This window comes from Mesorhizobium sp. BR115XR7A (assembly GCF_020165315.1).
GTDB lineage: Bacteria > Pseudomonadota > Alphaproteobacteria > Rhizobiales > Rhizobiaceae > Mesorhizobium > Mesorhizobium australicum.
The window spans coordinates 164,880-181,150 of the sequence record NZ_JAIUHW010000012.1; the positions used below are offsets into that span (position 1 = coordinate 164,880).

At 63.5% G+C, this 16,271-nt stretch carries 13 protein-coding genes and 1 riboswitch; of the genes, 4 read left to right on the forward strand and 9 right to left on the reverse strand.

Annotation, left to right across the window (positions count from 1 at the left end):
• Positions 1 to 167 precede the first annotated feature (167 nt).
• Positions 168 to 254: riboswitch (glycine riboswitch) on the forward strand.
• A 149-nt stretch (positions 255 to 403) separates the two neighbouring features.
• From gcvT to gcvP, 3 genes are read left to right on the forward strand one after another with little or no spacing between them, the layout of a single operon-like run.
• Positions 404 to 1,504 (forward strand): glycine cleavage system aminomethyltransferase GcvT, encoded by a 1,101-nt coding sequence (gene gcvT, locus LB557_RS24425; protein WP_224642464.1) that lies wholly within the window; start codon positions 404 to 406, stop codon positions 1,502 to 1,504.
• A 5-nt stretch (positions 1,505 to 1,509) separates the two neighbouring features.
• Positions 1,510 to 1,878 carry a glycine cleavage system protein GcvH gene (gene gcvH, locus LB557_RS24430; RefSeq protein WP_224642462.1) on the forward strand — a complete coding sequence of 123 codons (369 nt, stop codon included), beginning with the start codon at positions 1,510 to 1,512 and terminating at the stop codon, positions 1,876 to 1,878.
• A gap of 18 nt (positions 1,879 to 1,896) precedes the next feature.
• Complete coding sequence (gene gcvP / locus LB557_RS24435; RefSeq protein ID WP_224642461.1) at positions 1,897 to 4,707, forward strand: aminomethyl-transferring glycine dehydrogenase; 2,811 nt, start codon at positions 1,897 to 1,899, stop codon at positions 4,705 to 4,707.
• On the opposite strand, the gene LB557_RS24440 is transcribed toward gcvP, so the two are convergent.
• The 9 genes from LB557_RS24440 to cpaB form a co-directional block, all read right to left on the reverse strand.
• Entirely contained in the window at positions 4,708 to 5,883 is a 1,176-nt protein-coding gene (locus LB557_RS24440) for a GGDEF domain-containing protein (protein ID WP_224642460.1), read from the reverse strand.
• A 173-nt stretch (positions 5,884 to 6,056) separates the two neighbouring features.
• Positions 6,057 to 6,530: a tetratricopeptide repeat protein gene (locus LB557_RS24445; protein WP_140661163.1), complete on the reverse strand. Its 474-nt coding sequence runs from the start codon at positions 6,528 to 6,530 to the stop codon at positions 6,057 to 6,059.
• 151 nt (positions 6,531 to 6,681) lie between these two features.
• Entirely contained in the window at positions 6,682 to 7,644 is a 963-nt protein-coding gene (locus LB557_RS24450) for a type II secretion system F family protein (RefSeq protein ID WP_224642459.1), read from the reverse strand.
• Position 7,645: 1 nt separating this feature from the next.
• Positions 7,646 to 8,611 (reverse strand): type II secretion system F family protein, encoded by a 966-nt coding sequence (locus LB557_RS24455; RefSeq protein ID WP_140616157.1) that lies wholly within the window; start codon positions 8,609 to 8,611, stop codon positions 7,646 to 7,648.
• A gap of 5 nt (positions 8,612 to 8,616) precedes the next feature.
• Positions 8,617 to 10,035, reverse strand: a complete 1,419-nt coding sequence (locus tag LB557_RS24460) for a CpaF family protein (protein WP_140661161.1) — start codon at positions 10,033 to 10,035, stop codon at positions 8,617 to 8,619.
• On the reverse strand, positions 10,032 to 11,240 hold the full coding sequence (locus tag LB557_RS24465; RefSeq protein WP_224584853.1) for a CpaE family protein: 1,209 nt from the start codon (positions 11,238 to 11,240) through the stop codon (positions 10,032 to 10,034). Before LB557_RS24465 ends, LB557_RS24460 begins: the two co-directional genes overlap by 4 nt.
• A 33-nt stretch (positions 11,241 to 11,273) precedes the next feature.
• The gene (locus LB557_RS24470; RefSeq protein ID WP_015317594.1) at positions 11,274 to 11,543 is read right to left on the reverse strand and encodes a hypothetical protein; all 270 of its coding nucleotides are present in this window, start codon (positions 11,541 to 11,543) and stop codon (positions 11,274 to 11,276) included.
• A gap of 3 nt (positions 11,544 to 11,546) precedes the next feature.
• Positions 11,547 to 12,992, reverse strand: coding sequence for a type II and III secretion system protein family protein (locus tag LB557_RS24475; protein WP_140723620.1), 1,446 nt, complete (start codon positions 12,990 to 12,992; stop codon positions 11,547 to 11,549).
• A gap of 30 nt (positions 12,993 to 13,022) precedes the next feature.
• A complete protein-coding gene (gene cpaB, locus LB557_RS24480) occupies positions 13,023 to 13,949 on the reverse strand; it encodes a Flp pilus assembly protein CpaB (RefSeq protein ID WP_318013204.1) in 927 nt (308 codons plus the stop codon).
• 238 nt (positions 13,950 to 14,187) lie between these two features.
• Here cpaB and parE point away from each other — a divergent pair, with 238 nt between their 5' ends.
• Entirely contained in the window at positions 14,188 to 16,245 is a 2,058-nt protein-coding gene (gene parE / locus LB557_RS24485; protein ID WP_224642458.1) for a DNA topoisomerase IV subunit B, read from the forward strand.
• Positions 16,246 to 16,271: the final 26 nt, after the last annotated feature.

The following is a 16,271-nucleotide window of genomic DNA, read 5'->3' on the forward strand; positions in this document are numbered from 1 at the left end:
CCCCGTCCGCCCCAACGCGTCACATCGGTCAGCTTTATCAGGAGTGTCTTGAAAAACCGGCAAACGGCGTGGTTAGCGAAGACTTGTCAGAACAATGTCGCTGGGAGGTGACAAGGTGTCGTCGACGGGCTATGGATGGCGCGTCGAGGGCTCAGGGTTCTGAGTCCTACCTGTTTGCGGGAGAGAGCAGCGAGAGCTGCCGCCGAAGGGGAAATCGCCCGAAATCTCTCAGGCAAAAGAACCGTGGACGGGAAAGACACTCTGGAAAGTCGGGGCTTGCCCCCGCGCCGAAGGTGTAAGCGCCGCTGACAGAGTTCCGGCTGCGCGAGTCTCTCAGGCTTCAGACAGAGGGGCACGGACTGGTCGCCATCAGCGGCCGATTGCGTGCGACTCTGGAGGCGACATGACGGGCGACGACGACAAACACCTTCCCCTCGAAGATATTCATGCGGCTGCCGGAGCGCGCTTCGGCGCTTTTGCCGGCTGGTCGATGCCGCTGACCTATCCGGCCGGCGTCATGAAAGAGCATCTTCACACCCGCGAGCATGCGGGGTTGTTCGACATCTCGCATATGAAACTGTTCGAGGTCAGCGGGCCGGAAGCGGTTGCGCTGTTGAACCGCGCCTGCCCGCTGGACGCCGGCGCCCTCGAAATCTCGCAGTCAAAGCTATCCTTTTTCCTGAACGAAGCAGGCGGCATTGTCGACGACCTGATCGTCACCCGGCTCGGCGACACCAGGTTCATGGTGGTCGCCAATGCCGGCAATGCCGTCGCCGACGAAAAGCATTTGCGCGCCCTGGCGATCGATTTCGAGGTGAAGGTCGAGCCGCTCGACCGCGTCTTCCTGGCCATCCAGGGTCCCGAAGCCTGGGCTGCACTCTCCCGCGCCGGCATCGAGACCGGCTCGCTGCTGTTCATGCATGGGGTCGAGCCGCGAAAAAACTGGTTCATGAGCCGGTCCGGCTACACCGGCGAGGACGGTTTCGAGATCGGCCTGCCGGAAGCCGATGCGCGTGACCTTGTCACCAAGCTGCTGGAGGATGAACGCGTGCTTTGGATCGGCCTTGCCGCGCGCGACAGCCTGCGGCTGGAGGCCGGCCTCTGCCTGCACGGCCAGGACATCACGCCCGAGACCGACCCGGCCGCGGCGGCGCTGATGTGGGCGATCCCGAAAGAAATCCGTGCCTCCGGCACCTTCATTGGCGCCGACGCCTTGCGCGCCGCCGTGGAACGTGGTCCGGCGCAGAAGCGCGTCGGGCTGAAACCGGAGGGTCGCCAGCCGGTGCGCGCCGGTGCCGCGCTGTTCGAAGCCGACGGCAATCCTGCCGGCCATGTCACATCGGGCGGCTTCGGCCCTTCCGCCGGCCATCCGGTCGCCATGGGTTATGTCTCCACGCCGCTGGCAAAGCCCGGAACGCGGATTTTCGCCGACGTGCGCGGCACGAAGATCCCAGTCGATGTCAGTTCTCTGCCCTTCACCCCTCATCGCTACCGCAAAGGATGAATTCCATGGCAACAACCTATTTCACATCGGATCACGAGTGGCTCAGCGTCGAGGGCGGCATCGCCACCGTCGGCATCACCGACTACGCGCAGGAGCAGCTCGGCGACCTCGTCTTCGTGGAACTGCCGGAAACGGGAAAGAAGCTTACCAAGGGCGACACCGCCGTCGTGGTCGAATCCGTCAAGGCAGCCTCGGACGTTTATGCGCCGGTCGATGGCGAGATCACCGAAGCCAATGGCACGCTGTCGTCCGACCCCTCGCTGGTCAACTCGGCGGCAACCGGGGCCGGATGGCTGTGGAAGATGAAGCTCGCCGACGAAAGTCAGCTCGCCAGCCTCATGGATGAGGCCGCCTACAAAGCCCATATCGCCTGACATCGGGAACTTATCGACATGACCGCTGCTCCCTACCCCTTCTCGGCCCGCCACATTGGACCCGGCCTTGCCGACGTCAGAGCCATGCTCGCCGTCATCGGTGTTCCCTCGGTCGAGACACTGATCAGCCAGGCCGTGCCGAGATCGATCCGCCTCGACCAGCCGCTGGACCTCCCCGCGCCGGCCAGCGAAGCCGAAGCTCTCGCCGAATTGTCGGTGATCATGGCAAGAAATACGGTGCTGAAGAGCTTTATTGGCGCCGGTTACCACGACGTCCACGTGCCGCCGGTCATCCAGCGCAATCTGTTCGAGAATCCGGCCTGGTACACCGCCTACACGCCCTATCAGGCCGAGATCAGCCAGGGCCGGCTCGAAATGCTGTTCAACTTCCAGACGCTGGTCACCGAACTGACCGGCCTGCCGGTGGCATCGGCTTCACTGCTCGACGAGGCGACCGCCGTCGCCGAAGCGGTCGGCATTGCGCTGCGCCACCACCGCGACAAGCGCACCAAGGTGGCACTTGCGGGCACACCGCACCCGCAGACGCTGGACGTCGTGCGCACCCGCGCCGAGCCGCTCGGCATCGAGATCGACGGCGAGACGATCGACGACAACACCGCCGCCCTGCTCGTCTCCTGGCCTGACACTTTTGGCGTCTATGGCGACCACAAGGCGGCCATCGAAAAAGCGCGCGCCACCGGCGCCATTGTCGTCTTCATCGCCGACCCGCTTGGTCTGACGCTGACCGACGCGCCGGCGAAACTCGGCGCCGACATCGCGGTCGGCCCGATGCAGCGCTTTGGCGTGCCGATGGGCTTTGGCGGCCCGCATGCGGCCTATTGCGCGGTCTCCGACAAGCTGACGCGGCTGATGCCCGGTCGCCTGGTCGGTCAGTCGACCGACAGCAAGGGCCGCCCCGGCTACCGCCTCGCCTTGCAGACGCGCGAGCAGCATATCCGCCGCGACAAGGCGACGTCCAACATCTGCACCGCACAGGCCCTGCTTGCCAATATGGCCACCGCCTACGCCATCTGGCACGGCCCGGTCGGCCTGCAAGCGATCGCCGGGCGCATACACGCGCTGGCCAACCGCCTGGCAAGCGGCCTCGAGGCGGCGGGCGTATCGGTGCTCGGCTCCAGCCGCTTCGACACGGTGACGGTGGAGACCAACGGCAAGGCCGCCGAGATCGCGGTGGCCGCCGAAAAGACCGGCCGGCTGCTGCGTGTGCTCGATGCCGACCATGTCGGCATCAGTTTCGACGAGACCTCGACCGACACCGATCTCGACGCGATCGCGGCCTTGTTCGATGCCAAGGCTGCCGCTTCCGCCGACAGCACGTTGCCCGGCAAGCCGCGTGGCAAGGAGTTTTTGACCCAGCCGGTCTTTCACGAGAACAAGTCGGAAACCGAGATGATGCGCTTTCTGCGCCGGTTGGCCGACAAGGACCTGGCGCTCGACCGCGCCATGATCCCGCTGGGCTCCTGTACCATGAAGCTCAACGCCGCGGCGGAAATGATGCCGGTGAGTTGGCCAAGCATCGCCAATTTGCATCCCTTCGCGCCGGCAAGCCATTCGGCCGGCTACCGCGCCATGATCGGCGAACTGGAAGGCTGGCTGTCGGAGATCACCGGTTTCGACGCCGTGACCTTGCAGCCCAATGCCGGCAGCCAGGGCGAATATGCCGGGCTGCTCGCCATTCGCGCCTATCACCGCTCGCGCGGCGAGGGCCATCGTACCGTCTGCCTGATCCCGTCTTCCGCGCATGGCACCAATCCGGCGAGTGCCGCGATGGCCGGCATGAGCGTCGTCGTCGTGCGCTGCCTGGAAGACGGCAACATCGACATGGACGATATGCGCGCCAAGGCCAACGAGCATTCCAAGAATCTCGCGGCGCTGATGTTCACCTATCCCTCCACCCATGGCGTTTACGAGGAAGGCGCCCGCCACCTCTGCGCCCTCATCCATGAGCATGGCGGCCAGGTCTATTTCGATGGCGCCAACCTCAACGCGCTGGTCGGCCTTGCTCGGCCAGGCGACATCGGCGCCGACGTCTGTCACATGAACCTGCATAAGACCTTCTGCATCCCGCATGGCGGCGGTGGCCCGGGTGTCGGTCCGATCGGTGTCAGGGCGCATCTGAAGCCCTATCTGCCCGGCCATGTCAGCGAAGGCTCGGCTCATGCCGTGGCCGCCGCTCCCTTCGGCAGCGCTTCCATCCTGCCGATCACCTGGATGTACATCCGCATGATGGGCGCTTCCGGCCTGAAGCAGGCGACCGAGACAGCGATCGTTTCGGCCAACTATGTGGCGACGAGGCTCGCCCCGCATTTCCCGCTGCTTTACAAGGGCAGGAGCGATCGCGTCGCCCACGAATGCATCCTCGACACCCGCGTGCTCAAGGAGAGCGCCGGCATCAGTGTCGAGGACATCGCCAAGCGCCTGATCGATTATGGTTTCCACGCGCCGACGATGTCGTTTCCGGTCGCCGGCACGCTGATGGTGGAGCCGACCGAGTCCGAACCCAAGCGCGAGTTGGATCGCTTCTGCGAGGCCATGATCGCCATTGCCGGCGAAGCGGCGAAAGTGGCCAAAGGCGAATGGCCCTTGGCCGACAATCCGCTGGTCAACGCACCGCACACATCGGCCGAGGCGCTGGCCGGTCAATGGACCCATCCGTATTCGCGTCTGGAGGCGGCCTATCCCGCCGGCGATGCCGACACGGCGACGAAGTACTGGCCGCCGGTGTCGCGCATCGACAATGTCGCCGGCGACCGTAATCTGGTCTGCTCCTGCCCGCCGCTGTCGGATTACCTCGGCGCGGCCGAATAGCTACGCGGAACGCAAGGCCGGCTCGGCCGCGTCGGCCTTGCCCGTCCTTTTGCGGCCGATGACGCAATTTCGCCCCGCACGCTTGGCGGCATAGAGCATGGCGTCGGCCCTGGCCAGCACCTCGTCGAGGGTGCTGCCGTCGGCCTCGCCGAAGCCAATCCCGCCGCTGACCGTGCTGCGCAAGGGCCCGAGCGCAGTGGGCACGACTTCCGTGCCGAAAGCGACGCCGATCTTGCTGGCGAGGTCATAGGCCCGCTCTTCCGTCACGCGCGACATGACGATTGCGAACTCCTCGCCGCCCAGGCGAAAGGCGTCGACCCCGGTTCTGGCATATCTCCTGATGACGGCGGCGAAGCGGCACAGGACCTGGTCCCCGACCGGGTGTCCATAGATGTCGTTCGTCCGCTTGAAATGATCGAGATCGAACATGACGATCGCCATGAACGGGCCGAAGGTGCGCTCGCCATAAAGCGACGCTAGCCCCCGACGGTTCATCAGTCCGGTCAACGGGTCGGTCATGGTCTCGGCCTTGAGCTCGATCTGCGCCTGCAGATGGTGGAGCGAAAGCGTCAACGCGCCAAGGCCTGTCATACAGGCCACCGCCACGACCGAGTTAAGGCGTTCGGCCCAATTGTCGGGCGCGACGCCGAGCGTCCACTGGCCTTTGGCCATCAGAACCACGCCGCAAAGGGCAAACGACAGCGCACAGGTGCCGCTCAGGAACGAAACCACCAGGAGGATACGGCGATCGTGACTGCCATTGATCCAGAACATGGCACCGATTGTCGAGAGCAGCGCGGTAACCGTCGCGTAGGTGATCACGAAGCCGACCCCGTCAAGGCCCATGAAGGTCACGGCCGCGCAGACAACCATGGCGGCAAATGTCGGCGCGATCGCACGCCTGTGCTCGCGCACGCCGAGATACTGCATGGCCGAAATGCAGATGATGAGAAAACCCAGGCTGAGTAGCGCCAGCGCGATCTGGCAAAGCAGCGGATCGGGCTCCCTGGTATAGCGCCAGAACAGGATCACATGCGCGACGAGCACGATAATGCCGCACGCCACTGTCAGCACGAAGCCCGCCCGCGGCGCCGTGAGCCAGATCGCAACCATGGTAGCGGCTAGACAGGTACCCGACAGCGCGGCTGCGAGCAGGAGCGAACTGAAATCCAGCATATCAGGCGGAGGCCTCTCGAGCGTCGGCGGTTGCGCCGCATTCTAGGTCAGCGGCAGCCCTCGGACATGGTTTTCGGGCGATCTCTCGACCCAAGCTGCGGATAGGGTTTACAAAGCGTCGATGCCACCTGTACCAAAATCGCACCCCTTGACGGGGCGACCATCAACCGGCATCAGCCCTTGTTCAGCAAGGCGAGGTTGGCGTCGACAACGGTGGGATCGGTCATGCCGGCCTTCGCCTCGAGCAGCAGTGCCCGGGCCTTCTTCTTGTTGCCGCGCAACAGTTGCGAATAACCCATATTGTTGACGATCTGCGGCTTGCGGCCGGCAACCTTCAGGAGCTGGCCGTAGGCGCGGTCGGCGAAGTCGAAGCGGCCAAGTTCGTCATAGGAAGCCGCAAGCCCCATCCAGGCCTCGGCATTGTCGGCCTTCAGTTCGACGGCCTTGCGGAAATGCGCTTCGGCAAGACCATAATTGGCATCGCGAAACTGTGCCTTGCCTTCCGCCAGGTCGGATGTGGCGACATCCTTCCCTGCAGGCTGGATCGCAGTGGTCTTGGTCGTGTCGACGTTATTGTTCGTCGTACACCCGCTGATCATTAGGACGGCTGCCATCATGGCCATCGCCGCAAATTTTATCTGACGCATGCCCTGCCCCGTCGCCCGATTTGCCGGGTCGTTCTTCGGGAAAGAGACTACAGAAGAGCGATTAAGCTTCGGTGCCGAAATGCAGCTAACTTTCAGTTTCCGGAATAGCAATCATTAACCACCGGGCGTGCCATCTCACTCCAAAGTAGAGCTAATGGGCCGTCATTTTGACGATGATGGGAATGACCGCGATCATCAGCACCACCGGCAGGATGCAGACCACGACCGGCACGGACATCTTGGCCGGCAAGGCATGGGCCTTCTCCTCGGCCAGCGACATGCGCTTGTGGCGCATTTCGTCTGAAAACACCCTGAGCGCGCCCGACAGGCTGGTGCCGAGTTCCTTCGACTGCTGCAGGAGCGTGGCGAAGGAGCGTACCTCGTCCAGGCTGAGGCGATCGGCGAGCGCCTTCAGCGCGTCGTCCAGGCTGCGTCCCGCCCGAAGTTCCAAGCACACGAGCTGCAGGTTCTGGCTGAGCGACGGATAGCTCTTGGCGAGTTCTTTCGAAACGCGCTCGACGCCGGCTTCCATGCTCATGCCGGCGTCCGAACAGACGATCATCAGATCCATGAAATCGGGGAAGCCATTGCGGTATTCGCGCATCTTCTCGCGCACCTTCTGGGTCAGCACCAGGCCCGGCAAAAAATAGCCGGCGGCCCCCGACAGGATGATGAAGGTCCACCGGCTGGTCGTGGTCGCGTCGGGACTAGCCATCCACCGGTTGAGCACGAAGACCGCGAACGTCGTGCCGATCATTGCCGTGAACCGGATGAGGAAGAACATGCCGACGGCGCGCGGCTCCATGTAGCCCGCCTGGATGAGCTTCAGGCGCAGGCGAGCGACATTTTCCGGGTCGCTCTTGGCATAGAATTCCTGCGCCCTCTTTACCGCTTGCTCGCGCACGACGCCGCTATTCTTCTTCTGCACAGGTTCGGGCCTGGCGGCCACGGGACCCTGGTCGACCTTGAGCCGGCGCTTGACGTCGTTGCGGTCGCCCTTCGCCACCAGCATCGGCCAGGCGACAGCGGCCGCTCCCGCGGCAAGCAGGAGGACGGCCACCGGCATCAGCGAGGTCGGCGCGAGGGAAGCGAGGAATTCAATGACGCTTTGCATGTCAGAACTTGAAATTCGACATTTTGAACATGATCAGATTGCCCAGCATCAGCCAGCTGACCGAGCCGCCGATCATGTACCATGTCTTCGGCACGCCCCAGACGTCGCTGTAATATCCCGGCATCATGGCCATGATGGCGGTGAACAGCAGCGCCGGTACGGCCGTCAAAATGTAGGCCGAGAGGCGGCCTTCCGTCGAAATGGCGCGCACCTTGCGTCGCAGCTTGCCGCGTTCGCGGATCGTCGTCGACAACCCATCAAGGATCTCGCGCAGATTGCCGCCCGAACTGGTCTGGATCGACACGGCGGTGATGAACAGCGGCAGATCCTCGTGGCCGACCCGGTCGAACAGTGCATTCAGCGCCGTGACCAGGTCGGAACCATAAGTGACTTCGTCGGCAATGACGCCGAATTCCGTGCCGATCGGATCGGGCATCTCGCGCGACACCATGGCGATGGCCACCGGCACCGGATGACCGGCCTTGAGGCCGCGCGTGATCAGCTCCAGCGCTTCCGGCAGTTGCATGCCGAAACGCTTCAGCCGGCGCTTGCGCATGGAGCGCATCGCCATGACCGGCAGCAACGGCACCAGCACGACGAACAGGATGAGCCCCATCAGCAGCGGCAGCCCGCGCCAGATCGCGGCCAGGGCAACGGCCGTCGCCACACCGCAGGTGATCGTCAGGAATTTCGAAAGCGGCATCACCATGCCCGACTGCGTGCGCAGGGCACGGAACCGGTCGGGAGAAAACAGCGACGTTCCCGCGTCGAGACCGCGCTCCTTGCGCAGCTGGATCAGCACCTGCTCCTGGCTGATCTTGTTTTCCTGCAGTTTCATGCGCCGGTTGATTGCGGTGCGCTTGTCGCTGCGTCCGGCATAGAGCAGGTAGATCGCCTCGGCCACCATGATGCCGGTCAGTGCGGCTCCGGCATAGACGACGTATATCGCGCTGAACCCGTCGAACACGCCGGCTACTCCTGCGGCCGGCCGGGTTCGAAATAACGTCCGGGAAAGTCGATGCCCATGGCGCGCAGGTCTTCCAGGAAACGCGGCCGAATGCCGGTCGCCTCGTAGTAGCCAAGGATCTTGCCATCGGCCTCCATGCCGGTGCGCACGAAGCGGAAGATCTCCTGCATCTGGATGACATCGCCTTCCATGCCGGTCACCTCGGCGACGCTCGTCACCTTGCGCTTGCCGTCGGAAAGTCGGGTCAGCTGGACGATGATGTCGATGGCGCTGGCGATCTGGCTGCGGATCGACTGCACCGTCATCGGCATGCCGGTCATGCCCAGCATCTGCTCGAGGCGCGAAATGCAGTCGCGCGGCGTATTGGCGTGGATGGTCGCCATCGAGCCTTCGTGGCCGGTGTTCATGGCCTGCAGCATGTCGAAGGCTTCCTCGCCGCGGCACTCGCCGAGGATGACGCGGTCGGGACGCATGCGCAGCGCGTTCTTGACCAGGTCGCGCTGTTTGAGCTCGCCATGGCCTTCGATGTTGGCGGGACGCGTCTCCATGCGTGCGACATGCGGCTGCTGCAATTGAAGTTCCGCCGCGTCCTCGATGGTGATCAGCCGCTCGTCTTCGGGAATGAACGCCGACAGCGCGTTGAGCATCGTCGTCTTGCCTGTGCCGGTGCCGCCCGAAATGATCGTCGTCTTGCGGGCGTGGACGGCCGCGGCCAGCACTTCGGCCATGTTCTGTGTGATGGCGCCGAATTCGACGAGCCTGTGCAGGCCAAGCTTGTTCTTGGAGAACTTGCGGATCGACACCAGCGGGCCGTCGACGGCCACCGGGCGGATGGCTGCGTTGAACCGCGAGCCGTCCAGCATGCGAGCGTCGACCATCGGTTGCGATTCATCGACGCGGCGGCCGACGGCGGCCACGATCTTGTTGACGATTCTGAGCAGATGCGCCTCGTCCTTGAACGGGATATGGACCTGCTGCAGCTTGCCCTTCTTTTCGACGAAGCAGTTCTGATGGCCGTTGATCAGGATATCGTTGATATCGGGATCCTTGAGCAGCGGCTCGAGCGGGCCGAGGCCGACCATCTCGTCGACGATGTCGTCAACCAGCGCGTCGAGTTCGGCGGTGTTGATCGCCATCCGCTCCTGGCGGGTCTTTTCCGATACGAAATCATGCACTTGCCGGCGCATCTCCTCCTTGGGCAAGCGCTCCAGCGCGACGAGATTGATCTCCTCGAGCAGCATCCGGTGGATGCGCACGCGGGCATCGAGCACCTTGTTGGCATTCTTTGCCGGCGCCGCCTCCGCCTTCGCCGGCAAAGCCTTCCGGCTGGTCGGGATGACGACTGCATGATGCGCGACCGGCGTCGATTCAGCCGGGCGCGGACGCGCGTCACGATTCTGCAGGGTGGAAAAACGGCTGGTCATCCAGCTTTCCTTTTCAAGAGGCCCCTGCCGAAGCCGAACAGCGACTTCGACTTGCCCGCGGTTGCCACCGCCTCTTCCGGAAGGATGATCTTCTTCAGGTCGTTGACGACATTGGCATTGGGATCGATCTCGTGCAGCGGCACGCCGCGGTCGACCGCCTCGCGCACCAGCCGGTAGTTGTTGGCGATCCCGCCGACAAAATGCTCGCCAAGGATTTCCTGGACGTCCGCCTGCTTGATGCCGTTGTCGAACATCTTCTGCTCGAAACGGTTGACGATCACGTTCGGCTTCACTTCCTTGCCGGCGGTCTCGTAGACGGCCTGGATCAGCCGCTGCGTATGGCGCAGGCACGGCACCGTCATTTCGGCAACGATGTAAAGCTTGTTGGAACCGAGCAGTACAGTTTCCGTCCACGGAAACCAGGTGCGCGGCATGTCGATGACGACATTGTCGAAATAGGCCGAAACGAGGTCCAGCATGCGCACCACGACATCGGTCTTGAATGAGCGCATTTCGGCCGGATGCGTCGGCGCCGCCAGCACACACAGTCCGCTGGCGTGCTTGGACAGCATCACATCGAGCAGTTGCCGGTCGAGGCGCTCAGGCTGGTTCTCGATTTCGGTGATGTCGAAACGCGGCTCGAGATCGAGATATTCGGCGCAGGCACCTTGCTGGAAATTGAGGTCGACCACGCAGGTCGAGGCGCCGCGCGTCACCGAATGATGCAGCTGGAACGCGGTCTGCAGTGCCAGTGTCGTGGTGCCGACGCCGCCGGCGGCGGGCATGAAGGTATAGATCTGCGACTCGGTGTTTTCCTCGCGCCCGGGCCCCTGTAGAGCCCGCACGACCGAACGCACGAGGTCTGCCGTGGTGATTGGCTTGACCAGGAAATCGGCGACCTTGAGCTGCACCAGGATGCGCACGGCCGCGGCGTTGAACTCCTGGGTGACCACGACCACCGGTGCCTTGCCCTCGAGCCGGCGCATGACGCGCTGCAGGGACTCGATCTCCTCGAGTTTCGCTGCATCCATGTCGACGATGACGACGCCGAACTCGGCCTCCTGGACCTCGCCGCGCAGCTCGGTAACGTTCTTCTCCACCGTCATGAGCTGGATGATCTCGGAGGCGGCAAAGGCCGTCTTCGTGTCCTGCGCGAAGGCCCGGTCTGTCGAGACGAGCAGGATTTTCTTGGTGCTGTTTGCCATTCTCGCCGCCTGTGAGATCGATCGCCGTCTGGATCAGTTGTCGGTGGTCGTTTGCGCTGCCTTGGCACCGGCCGCCTGATCGGGCGTGACGGGTCCGGCACTGCCACGCTTGGCAGGCACGAGAAGTCTCGTGTTCTGGACGCCGTACTTCCACGGGTCGACCATCTGCATGACGGTGTTGGCGGCCTGCGCCTCGCCGGCGCCGGACGTCACCCCTTCGCTGCGCACGTAGTCGTCGCTGGTGCAGCCGCTTGCCAGGCCGGCAAGAAGCAGGCCGATGCACGATCTCAGGATCAGACGCATGGCTCAGTCCTTCGGCAGGTCGAGGAAATGACCGACTTTGGTGGCAGGAGCGGCCCGTGCGGCACTGCCGTCGGCCAGCGCCAGCGCGCGGCCCGTATCCGGCGCCTTCACCTCCTCGGTGTTGTTGAGGAAATAGTCGACATTGCTGGCTGGCTGCGTGCCATCGGTCGGCTCAGCCATTTTCTTCGACGGATCGACCGGCTTGACCAGATAGGGCGTGACGATGATGACCAGGTCGGTCTCGCGCCGCTGATAGGATTTCGACGAAAACAGCGCTCCAAGCACCGGCATCTTGCCAAGGCCGGGAATGCGAGACGTGGTAATGTCGTTCTGGGACTGCAAAAGCCCGGCGATCATGAAGCTCTGGCCGTTCTTCAGGTCGACCGAGGTCTTGGCGCGGCGCACGATGAAGCCGGGCACGGAAATGTTGCCGATATTGTAGGACGCCGACGCATCGATCGAGGAGACTTCCGGCGCGATGTCGAGGCTGACCAACCCGTCCTTGAGTACGGTCGGCTTGAAATCCAGGCTAACGCCATATTTCTTGTAGCTGACCGAAATCTTGCCGTTGTCCTCCGAAACCGGGATCGGAAATTCGCCGCCGGCCAGGAAGCTCGCTGTCTCCCCTGAACGCGCGATCAGGTTCGGCTCAGCCAGCCGACGGGCAAGGCCGCGCTCTTCCAGCGCCTTAATGGCAATGTCGATCGAGACGCCGTTCGACAGCAGTCGGCCGATGATCTCGCCGGTCCCCGCCGCTGGGACCGTGCCCGGATCCAGTGAAATGTCGCGACCGCCGAAGCCGTAGGCGAAATTGGCGCTGTATTTCGCGCCCAGGTCCTGCCCTGCCTGGCGGTTGATCTCGACGAACCGGACATTGAGCTGAACCTGCTGCGACGAAGAGATATTGACCGAGTTGATCACTTCCTCATTGCCGGAAAAGCGGCTGGCGATCTTGCTTGCCTTATCCGCTGCAACCGCGTCATCCGCCTCACCCGACAGCACGACACGGCCGTTGGCCGAGCCGACCTTGATCTTGGCGTCCGGCACACTGGCACGGATAGTGTTCGCCAATTGGTCGGTGTCGAGCGTCACCTCGATGTCCACGGTGCCGACGAGCTGCTTGTTCTGGTCGAACAGCGCAATGCCGGTGGTGCCGAGATTGTTGCCCAGCACATAGAAGGATTTGTCGGTCAGCGGGTTGACGTTGGCGATCTCCGGATCACCGATGACGATCTGGTAGAAGGCCGCGCTCGTCATGATCGTCTTGGGCTTGCCCTTGGCAACCTTGATCGACGCATTCTTGGTCGACGAGACATAGACGATGTCGTTGTCCGCCTTCGCCGCTCCGGGCAAGGCAAGCACGCCGCTCGCAGCCAGGGTAAACGCCATCGCCAGGGCGCGCACCAAGCGCGACCGAGCCGTCATTCGATATAGGGTACGCATCAACATTGTCCCGTCCCGCCCGGTCCCCACCGGTCTTTACTTCTGGTCCCGCGTTGGAACCTGATATTCCTCGGCCTGCGTGCCGCGCGTCACGATGATCGTCTTGAATTTCGGCTTCTCTGGCTCCTTCGCTATGGCATCGAACAAGGAGCCGGCCACGGCCTGCGTCTTGGAAGCGACGGATCCGCCGAAGGAAGAGATGGTGGTGACGCCGTTCTTGCCATCGCCGCCTTCGCTGGCGGAGCGAAGCGACAGCGACAGCGTTCCGACGGTGCGGGCAAGCGCCACTTTCTGCGCGCCGTCGCTCGTCACCTCGAGGGTCACGGAATTGGCCACCTGCGGCGTCGTCTGGCGCTCGTCGGCGCCCTGCCCGACGCTGAGCACCTTGGCGTCGGCAACGACGATCTCCGAGGTGATGGTCGAACCGGCAGCCCCTTGCGCGTTCTTGGCGACTTCCTGGATTTCGCCGGCATCGCGCGTCAGCACGACATCGACCCGGTCGCCCGGCGTCACGAAGCCACCGACGCCGGCGATCTCGTCGGTGCGGATGGTGACCGCCCGCATTCCGGGCGTCAGCATGTTGGACAGCGTTGCGCGGCCGTTCGGTCCCGACAGCTTGGTGAGCAGCACCGGCTCGTTGATCTCGATCGGCGACAGCGCGACCCGACCGCCTTCGCCGAGCAATCCATCGATGGTGGCAAAGGCGCCCTGCGGAAGGGAATCCTGCGGCCACGGGATTTCGCTGAGCTTGGCGCGGTCGAGCTCCATGCCGTAGCGCAACGGCGCGTTCGCCACCACGATGGTCTTGAACTCGATCCTGGGCGCGGCCGGAGCGGCGATCGAGGCCGTTTTCTCCTGGGCATCGGCCTTCGCTTGGCTCTTGACCCAGAAATCCGCGGCAAAGATCGAGATCGCGCCGAAAACGGCGGCGATGCCGATCATCGTTATGGCCTTGCCCCTCACGCCGAAAACCCCTGATGCCCGTCGTTTATTGTTATGTTGGGCTCACGCTAGGCGGCATTGTTAAAGAATCAGGAATATTGCGCGGCGGCATTTGACCTATTTCCGCCCGCTTGGTTATCGAATGGTTTTAGGGTAAGAGCAGTTAAATCCCCGAACGTAACAGGAACCTCCGTCGCTTGGCGCTGAAAAGCGTGGCAGTATCGACGGGGTGATTCGCAGCTTGGACTCTATGGCAGGCATGGACGACAACAACGATCTTTTCGGCAATCTGGAAAAACAGCCGCAGCCGGTTCGCACGCCGGCGCGCCCGGCGGATCCGCTGGTACAGGCGGCCGCCAGGCGTCCAGCCGCAACCAAGGATGGCAGCGAGGGCTACAGCGCCGCCGACATCGAGGTGCTTGAGGGCCTTGAGCCGGTGCGCCGCCGGCCAGGCATGTATATTGGCGGCACCGACGACAAGGCGATGCACCATCTGTTCGCCGAGGTCATCGACAATTCGATGGACGAAGCGGTTGCCGGCCACGCCACCTTCATCGATGTCGAACTCTCCGCCGACGGCCATCTCACGGTTACCGACAATGGCCGCGGCATTCCGGTCGACATGCACCCAAAATTCAAGAAGCCGGCGCTCGAAGTCATCATGACGACGCTGCATTCGGGCGGCAAGTTCGACTCCAAGGTCTACGAAACATCCGGCGGCCTGCACGGCGTTGGCGTCTCCGTCGTCAACGCCCTGTCGGATCATCTCGAGGTCGAGGTGGCACGTGGGCGCCAGCTCTATCGCCAGCGCTTTTCGCGCGGCGTCCCGGTGACCGGACTGGAGCAGCTCGGCGAAGTCCACAACCGGCGCGGCACAAAAATCCGCTTCCATCCCGACGAGCAGATTTTCGGCAAGGGCGCGGCCTTCGAGCCGGCGCGTCTCTACCGCATGACGCGTTCGAAGGCTTACCTGTTTGGCGGCGTCGAGATCCGCTGGACCTGCGATCCCTCCCTCATCAAGGAAAAGGATCAGACACCGGCCAAGGCGGAATTCCATTTCCCAGGCGGCCTCAAGGATTATCTGAAGGCGTCGCTCGGCGATGAATTCCAGGTGACGCGCGAAATCTTCGCCGGCAAGAGCGACAAGCAAGGCGGCCATGGCTCGCTCGAATGGGCGGTGACCTGGTTCGGTGGCGACGGCTTCATCAATTCCTACTGCAACACCATCCCGACCGGTGAAGGCGGCACCCACGAAGCCGGCTTCCGAAACGTGCTGACGCGCGGCCTGCGCGCCTATGCCGACCTCGTCGGCAACAAGCGCGCCTCGATCGTCACCTCGGAAGACGTCATGATCTCGGCCGCCGGCATGCTGTCGGTGTTCATTCGCGAGCCGGAATTCGTCGGCCAGACCAAGGACAGGCTGGCGACGATCGAGGCGATACGCATCGTCGAGACCGCGATCCGCGACCCGTTCGACCACTGGCTGGCCGACAATCCGCAGGAAGCCTCGAAGCTGCTCGACTGGGTGATCGCGCGCGCCGACGAACGGGTGCGCCGCCGCCAGGAAAAGGAAGTGTCGCGCAAGAGCGCGGTGCGCAAGCTGCGCTTGCCGGGCAAGCTCGCCGACTGCACGCAGAACGCGGCGGCGGGTGCCGAACTCTTCATCGTCGAAGGCGATTCCGCCGGCGGCTCGGCCAAGCAGGCGCGCGATCGTGCCAGCCAGGCTGTCTTGCCGCTGCGCGGAAAAATCCTCAACGTCGCCAGCGCCGGCAATGACAAGCTGGCCGCCAACCAGCAGATATCGGACCTGATCCAGGCGCTCGGCTGCGGCACGCGGTCAAAATACCGTGACGAGGATTTGCGCTACGACCGCGTCATCATCATGACCGACGCCGACGTCGACGGCGCACACATCGCATCGCTGCTGATCACCTTCTTCTACCAGGAGATGCCGGCACTGGTGCGCGGCGGCCATCTCTATCTGGCGGTGCCGCCGCTTTACTCGATCAGGCAAGGCGGCAAGGTCGCCTATGCCCGCGACGACGCCCATAAGGACGAGCTTCTGCGCACCGAATTCACCGGGCGCGGCAAGGTCGAGCTTGGCCGCTTCAAGGGCCTGGGCGAAATGATGGCCGCGCAGCTCAAGGAAACCACCATGGATCCAAGGAAGCGCACCTTGCTCAGGGTCGATGTGAACGAAATCGATTCCGCCACCAAGGACAGGGTCGACGAGCTGATGGGCACCAAACCCGAAGCCCGCTTCCGCTTCATCCAGGAACGCGCCGAGTTCGCCGAGACGGAAGTGCTGGATATCTAGCCGCTGGCGCGTTTAGCTTGCGTTCC